Genomic DNA, 7,085 nt, shown 5'->3' on the forward strand with positions numbered 1-7,085 from the left:
AGCCAGTATACAACCGGATGCCGCCGGGAGGCCGATCGGAGCAGATACCAGAAGCGGGGGTGCGCGTCAAGGTGGAGCAGGGCAGGAAGTGCCCCCGTAGCGTTGATCCTGCCAGCTTGAGAGACCCCGGTTGAGGCGCTGATGTTCGGGTCATCAGCGCCTCCCGGCCTCAGCTGCAGGCCCGGTGAGAATGCTTCCCGCCGGGGCCTTAAATCTCTCAGCCGGCCAGCATCTGCTCCCGAACCTCGCGTCGCAGTACCTTGCCGATCAGGGAGCGCGGCAGGTCGTCCATCTGGACGATGCGCTTGGGCACCTTGTACGCGGCCAGCCGGGTGCGGCAGTAATCGCGCAGGCCCTCGACGTCGAGCGTCGCGCCGTCGCGCAGCACCACCGCCGCGGCGACCTCCTCGCCGCCGTGCGCGCGGGGCATGGCCACGACGGCCGCGCCCTCGACGTCCGGATGCGACTGCAGCGTGTCTTCCACCTCAGTGGGCGAGACGTTGAACCCGCCGGTGATGATCAGCTCCTTGAGCCGGTCGACGATCGTCACGAAGCCGTCGGCCGACACCGACGCGATGTCGCCGGTGCGCAGCCACCCGCCGTCGATCAGCGCGGCGGCCGACTCCTGCGGACGACCCCAGTAGCCCTGGAACACCTGAGGACCACGCACGAGCAGTTCGCCGGGCTCCCCCAGCGGCCGGTCCGTTTCCGGATCTTCCGGGTCGACAACGCGGATCTCGGTGCTGGGGAACGGCACTCCCACCGTGCCGGGGCGCCTGCTGTGCCCCATCGGGTTGCCCACAGCGACGGGTGAGGATTCCGTCATCCCGTACCCCTCGACCAGCAGGCCGCCGGTGGCCTCCTCCCAGCGGCTCACCGTCGCCACCGGCAGGCTCATCGCCCCCGAGATCGAGAAGCGCACCGTGGACAGGTCGATGGTGCCTCGCTCAGCGGCGCGGGAGAGCAGGTCGTAGATCGGAGGCACCCCCGGAAGGAAGGTCGGCGGGCTCTTGCGCGCGGCATCCGTCATCAGTCCGATGTCCACCTTCGGGAAGAGCACCAGCTTCGCCCCCATGCTCATTGCGAAGGTGAGGCAGAGTGTCATGCCGTACGCGTGGAACAGCGGCAGCACCCCGTAGAACGTCTCCTCACCGTCCACCAGGCCCGGCACCCAGGCGCGACCCTGCATGGCGTTGGCGCGAAGGTTCGCGTGGGTGAGGATGGCCCCCTTCGGAGAGCCCGTGGTGCCGCTGGTGTACTGCAGCACCGCGATGTCCTCGACCGCCGGACCGGGGACGCGCGACGACACCCGACGGTGGTCGAGCAGCTGGTCCCACCGGTAGGGATGCCGCAGCTTGGGGGTCGTCGTCATCTGGGCGCGCAACGTGCGGGCCTTGGGGACCGGCAGCGACAGCGCCACGCGCTTGGCCAGCGGCAGAGCGGTGGTCATGTCGACGCTCACGATGCGCCCGGGACGGACGTCCTTCGGGAAGTCCGCGACCGTGTCGAGAACCTTGTCCCAGACGATCGCGACCGATGCGCCATGGTCCTCGAACTGGTGACGCAGCTCACGCGCGGTGTACAGCGGGTTGTGCTCGACCACGATCGCGCCCAGGCGCAGCACGGCGTAGAACGCCACGACGTGCTGCGGGCAGTTCGGCAGCACCAGCGCCACCCGGTCGCCCTTTTTCACCCCCAGGCGCCGCAGCCCTTCGGCGGCGCGCCCGATCTGCTCCCCCAGCTGCCCGTAGGTCGTCACCGCGCCGAAGAACTCCAGCGCAGGACGCCGCGCGTGGGTCTTCACGCTGGCCTCCATCATCTGCGTGAGCGTCTGCGTCGGTTCATCGATGTCGGCGGGGACGCCCGGGGCGTAGGCGGCGAGCCAGGGACGGGAGTCGAAGGGGTTGGACGGCATGACTCCATTTTCGCCTATCAGCACTGAACGTCTCGTCCAGGGACCCGTAGGTTGACACGCGCGCCCGCTCGTGCGATTGCACTGATCCCCGGATTCCGCAAGGCCCTGAGCAGGAGGGGGTGAGGCCACGTAAGAAAGGGGGATGCCGGAGAACTCCCGGCCTGAAAGGGGCAACCATGTCACAGAGTTATGGGTCGGGCACGCCGACCACGACGGGTGCCGCCAACGGCGGCGCATCAGGCAAGGTCGACACCGCCAAGGCGGAGGCGAGCGACCTGAAGGACACGACTGTCTCGAAGGCGACGGATGTCGCGAGCACGGTCAAAGCCGAAGCATCGACCGTCCTGGGCGAAGCCGGTACGCAGGCCAAGCAGCTGTACGCACAGACCCAGCACGAGCTGAAGGAGCAGGCGAGCACTCAGCAGGAGCGGCTCGCCTCCGGCCTGCGCTCGGTCAGCTCCGAACTGGAGTCCATGTCGACCAACGCCGATCAGCAGGGCGTCGCAGCCGACCTGGTCCGCCAGGCAGCCACCCGCCTCTCGGGGGCGGCATCGTGGCTGGGCGACCGCGACCCGGGCTCGGTCCTCAACGAGGTGAAGAACTATGCGCGACGCAGGCCCGGCATGTTCATCGCCGGCGCAGCGATCGCCGGAGTGGTGGTCGGCCGCCTCACGCGTGCCCTCGCCGCGAACGCCTCGGATGACAAGGCCGCGCAGGCTTCGATGCCCGCGGTCCCCTCGACGCCTGCACCCGCAGTCGTGAGCACGACCGCACCCGTTCCGCCGGCACACGTTGCCGCACCGGTGGACACGCCGCTGTACGACCGGTCCACGGGGACGCAGACGCCCGGCCTGCCCGGAGAAGGTGAGCAGGATGTCCGACGCCACACCATCTGAGCAGAAAGCGGCGACCACGTCGCTCGGCGACCTGTTGGGTGAGGTGACCCGCGACATCTCCACGCTGATGCGCCAGGAGGTCGCCCTGGCGAAGGCGGAGCTCAAGGAGTCCGCGACCCGCTCCGCCAAGGGAGCCGGCCTGCTGGGCGGCGCCGGCTACGCGGCGCTGATGGCGGTGTTCTTCCTCTCGTTCGCCCTGTGGTGGGCGTTGGGAACGCTGGTCGGCGGCGGCTGGTCCGGCGTGATCGTTGCCGTGCTGTGGGGCGTCATCGCGGCGATCCTCTACGTGATCGGCCGCAACAAGATGAAGGAAGTCGAGGGCGCTCCCCAGACCGTGGAGACCCTCAAGGAAATCCCCGAAACGCTGAAGAGGAATGAGGAGAACCGATGAGTGATTCCCCGGATCAGATCCGCGCCGACATCGAGCGGACGCGTGAGGAGCTCGGCGGCGACGTCGACGCGCTGGCCGACAAGGTGACGCCGTCGAAGATCGTCGACCGCCAGAAGGACAAGGTGCGCAGCGCCGTCGGATCGGTGCGCGAGCGCATCATGGGCGCAGCCGACGACACCGGTTCGGCCATGTCGGGCGCCGGCTCGTCAGCCATGGGCCACGTCGGCGACGCCAAGGACCGCGTCGTGGCGAAGGCGGAGGGCAACCCCCTCGCCGTCGGACTCATCGCCTTCGGCGCCGGCCTGCTCGCAGCGTCGCTGATCCCCGCATCCGAGCGGGAGAAGCAGGTCGCGTCCGATGTGAAGGACAAGGCCCAGCCGCTCATGGACGAAGCCAGCAGCGTCGCGAAGGAAGTGGGCGCGAACCTCAAGGAGCCCGCCCAGGAAGCCGCCACCGCGGTGAAGGATGCCGCGAGCGAGTCGGCGAGCACCGTCAAGGCCGAGACGCAGTCCGCCGCCGCAGACGTCAAGGACCAGGCGCAGCAGGGCCGGGAGCACCTCTCCGGCAGCTGAGTCAGAAGAAGTGGCGGGGGTCGCGTGGCGGCCCCCGCCTTTCACGTCGCGGGAGCCCCTGCTTATACGTCACCCCTCGAGAGCGCGCAATCCCGTTCAGCTGTGGGCTGCGCCGGTCTTACGGTTCCCCCAGCGCCGGCTCGCCCGTCAGCGCGGGAAGGGAGCCATCGTGTCGCAGACCACGCGTCCACCCGACACCCTGCCGCCCCGTCAGGCCGCCCTGCTTGCCGCCACGCGCGTCGAGCAGAAGGGGAACCTGCTGGTGCGGTGGATTACCTCCACCGATCACAAGACCATCGGGTACATGTACCTGATCGCGTCGGTGCTGTTCTTCCTGCTCGGCGGCGTGATGGCGCTGATCATCCGTGCCGAGCTGTTCGAGCCGGGCATGCAGATCGTGCCGACGCGTGAGCAGTACAACCAGCTGTTCACCATGCACGGCACGATCATGCTGCTGATGTTCGCGACGCCCCTGTTCGCGGGCTTCGCCAACGCCATCATGCCGCTGCAGATCGGCGCACCCGACGTCGCCTTCCCCCGGCTCAACGCCTTCTCGTTCTGGCTCTTCCTCTTCGGCTCGCTGATCGCGCTGTCGGGCTTCCTCACGCCGCAGGGTGCGGCATCGTTCGGGTGGACCGCGTATCAGCCCCTGGCGAGCGCGACCTTCACTCCGGGCGTCGGCGGCCACCTGTGGATGCTGGGCCTGGGCATGAGCGGGTTCGGCACGATCCTGGGTGCGGTGAACTTCGTGACGACCGTCATCACGATGCGCGCGCCGGGTATGACGATGTGGCGCATGCCGATCTTCACGTGGAACACCCTGATCACGAGCATCCTGATCCTGCTGGCGTTCCCGGTGCTGGCCGCGGCCCTCTTCGCCGCGGGATCGGACCGTGTGCTGGGGTCGCACATCTTCGACCCGCAGAACGGCGGCGTGCTGCTGTGGCAGCACCTGTTCTGGTTCTTCGGTCACCCTGAGGTGTACATCATCGCGTTGCCGTTCTTCGGCATCGTGTCGGAGATCTTCCCGGTGTTCAGCCGCAAGCCGATCTTCGGGTACAAGACCCTGGTGTACGCCACGATCGCGATCGCCGCTTTGTCGGTGGCGGTGTGGGCGCACCACATGTATGTCACCGGTGCGGTGCTGCTGCCGTTCTTCGCGCTGATGACGATGCTGATCGCGGTGCCGACAGGGGTGAAGATCTTCAACTGGATCGGCACCATGTGGCGGGGATCGCTCACGTTCGAGACCCCGATGGTGTTCGCCCTCGGCTTCCTGGTCTCGTTCGTCTTCGGTGGTCTCACCGGTGTGATCCTGGCGTCGCCGCCGCTGGACTTCCACCTGTCTGACTCGTACTTCGTGGTGGCGCACTTCCACTACGTGGTGTTCGGCACGGTCGTGTTCGCGATGTTCGCCGGGTTCTACTTCTGGTGGCCCAAGTGGACCGGCCGCATGCTCAACGAGCGCCTCGGCTACGTGCACTTCTGGATGCTGTTCATCGGCTTCCACATGACCTTCCTCGTGCAGCACTGGCTCGGCGTGGACGGCATGCCGCGACGGTACGCGGAGTACTCCGCCTTCGATGAATGGACCTGGGAGAACCAGGTCTCCACAATCGGTGCGATGATCCTCGGCGCCTCGATGATCCCGTTCTTTTTCAACGTCTGGATCACCGCGCGCAAGGCTCCGAAGGTGACCGTCAACGACCCGTGGGGTTACGGGGGTTCGCTGGAGTGGGCGACCAGCTGCCCGCCGCCGCGGCACAACTTCACCTCGATCCCGCGCATCCGCAGCGAACGTCCCGCGTTCGACGTCAACCACCCCGAGGCCGGCGTGCCGGTCGGAGTCGGACCCGCACGCGACGCGCCTGACGCGCCCGTGGAAGAGGCCGACGGTGAGGTGACACGGGAGTGACCCGACGGTTTCTAGACTTGTCGCGTGCATGCAGCCCGATACGTCAGTGACACCGCCAGAGCGAACTGGAGCTCACTGCTCTCCGCGATCGCAGGTGTGGCCCTTGCCCTCTCGGTGGCAGCGGCCAAGGGCGACCTGGGCCGCATCGATCCGCTGACCGTCGGGGTCGACATCTACCTGTTCGCGTGGCCGTCCTTCGGGGTGATCTACCTCGTGTGGACGCACGCCGCCTACAGCGGTGACAGAATCGCCGCGCGCGCACGCCGCGAGCGGGAACTGCAGCGACGCTGGTGGTGGTCGCTGATCGGTTACGGAGGTGCGTCCAGCTGGACGCTCACCGCTGCGCTGGGCGCCGTGGTCGTGACGGTGATCGTCGCCCAGACGCCGGCCTACCGCGGCGACGTGCTGTACGTCACCTTGGGTCTGCTGTGCGTGGCATCCTCCTGGGCGCTGATGGTGTATTCCTTCGCGCTGCAGTACCTGCGCCTGCAGGCCGGCGCCGACGACGGCGAGCACATCGGATTCGAGGTGCCCGGCCGGACGCGGTTCGGCGACTACCTCAACCTGACCATTCTGCTGTCGACCATGGCGGCGACGGTGTCGGCGACGATCCGCACGCGGGAAGCCTGGGCGGTGGTGCGCACGAACGTGCTGTTCGCCTTCACCTTCAACTCGGTGATCGTGGCGATGGTCGTCTCGCTGCTGCTGGGAGGCCTCGCCGGCTGAGGCGGCGAGGGACCTCGGCGCTCAGGGGTTCGAGACACGCCCGAACACGTGCAGGTCGAGGTCGGCACTCATGCGTTCGGCAGCCAGCGCGCCGCGCACGCTCGTGCCCTGCGCGTCCAGGGGCGGGCTGATCACCGCGGCGCCGAGCGCTCCCGGAGCCGACAGCACGATGGCCCCCGACACGCTGGACTTGGCCGGCACGCCGACTCGGCGCATCCACCGCCCTGAGCCGTCGTACACACCGCACGTCGCCATCACCGACACGACATCGCGCGCGACCTCACGGGGAACCACACGTTCGCCGGTGAGGGGGTTCACTCCCCCACAGGCGAGGGTTGCGCCCATCACCGCGAGGGTGCGGGCATCGACCAGGATGGCGCACGCGCGGGCGTAGACCGCCACGGCATCGTCGGCACTGGCCTGCAGCGTGCCCTCGGCGCGCATGAGGTGCGCCAGCGCATGATTTCGGTCGCCGAGCAGATGCTCGTTGTGGGCGACGTCCTCGTCGACCTCGAGCGGCTTGCCCGCGAACGCCGAGAGCCCGCGGAGAATGCGCTCGTCGCGGTCTGCGGCGGTGTCGCCGTCGACCAGCGACGCCGTCAGCAGGGCGCCCGCGTTGACCATCGGGTTCGGCGGGCGCCCGGTTCCGCTTTCGAGCTTGATCGCGTCG

Annotated in this window: 7 protein-coding genes; 5 read left to right on the forward strand and 2 right to left on the reverse strand. The window is 68.3% G+C overall.

The features are described from left to right. Positions 1–217 precede the first annotated feature (217 nt). A complete protein-coding gene (locus tag NQ160_RS02820; RefSeq protein WP_257513722.1) occupies positions 218–1,915 on the reverse strand; it encodes a long-chain-fatty-acid--CoA ligase in 1,698 nt (565 codons plus the stop codon). Positions 1,916–2,091: 176 nt separating this feature from the next. Between NQ160_RS02820 and NQ160_RS02825 the strand changes: the two genes are divergently transcribed. The 5 genes from NQ160_RS02825 (at position 2,092) to NQ160_RS02845 (ending at position 6,415) form a co-directional block, all read left to right on the forward strand. Continuing rightward, entirely contained in the window at positions 2,092–2,811 is a 720-nt protein-coding gene (locus NQ160_RS02825; protein WP_257513723.1) for a hypothetical protein, read from the forward strand. Beyond that, complete coding sequence (locus NQ160_RS02830) at positions 2,789–3,202, forward strand: phage holin family protein (RefSeq protein ID WP_257513724.1); 414 nt, start codon at positions 2,789–2,791, stop codon at positions 3,200–3,202. Before NQ160_RS02825 ends, NQ160_RS02830 begins: the two co-directional genes overlap by 23 nt. After that, positions 3,199–3,774, forward strand: a complete 576-nt coding sequence (locus NQ160_RS02835; RefSeq protein WP_257513725.1) for a DUF3618 domain-containing protein — start codon at positions 3,199–3,201, stop codon at positions 3,772–3,774. Before NQ160_RS02830 ends, NQ160_RS02835 begins: the two co-directional genes overlap by 4 nt. 220 nt (positions 3,775–3,994) lie before the next feature. Further along, entirely contained in the window at positions 3,995–5,689 is a 1,695-nt protein-coding gene (ctaD, locus tag NQ160_RS02840; protein WP_374113622.1) for an aa3-type cytochrome oxidase subunit I, read from the forward strand. 24 nt (positions 5,690–5,713) lie between these two features. Then, a complete protein-coding gene (locus NQ160_RS02845; protein WP_257513726.1) occupies positions 5,714–6,415 on the forward strand; it encodes a DUF1345 domain-containing protein in 702 nt (233 codons plus the stop codon). A gap of 21 nt (positions 6,416–6,436) precedes the next feature. Here the strand turns inward: NQ160_RS02845 and NQ160_RS02850 are convergent. After that, on the reverse strand, positions 6,437–7,085 hold a 649-nt coding region (locus NQ160_RS02850; protein WP_257513727.1), incomplete at its 5' end, for a glutaminase.

This window comes from Microbacterium sp. zg.Y909 (genome assembly GCF_024626565.1).

What these genes read in the sequence shown, in the direction of transcription:
- NQ160_RS02820 (WP_257513722.1), bottom strand. Translation starts at nt 1,915, where the DNA reads ATGCCGTCCAACCCCTTCGACTCCCGTCCCTGGCTCGCCGCCTACGCC.
- NQ160_RS02825 (WP_257513723.1), top strand. Translation starts at nt 2,092, where the DNA reads ATGTCACAGAGTTATGGGTCGGGCACGCCGACCACGACGGGTGCCGCC.
- NQ160_RS02830 (WP_257513724.1), top strand. Translation starts at nt 2,789, where the DNA reads ATGTCCGACGCCACACCATCTGAGCAGAAAGCGGCGACCACGTCGCTC.
- NQ160_RS02835 (WP_257513725.1), top strand. Translation starts at nt 3,199, where the DNA reads ATGAGTGATTCCCCGGATCAGATCCGCGCCGACATCGAGCGGACGCGT.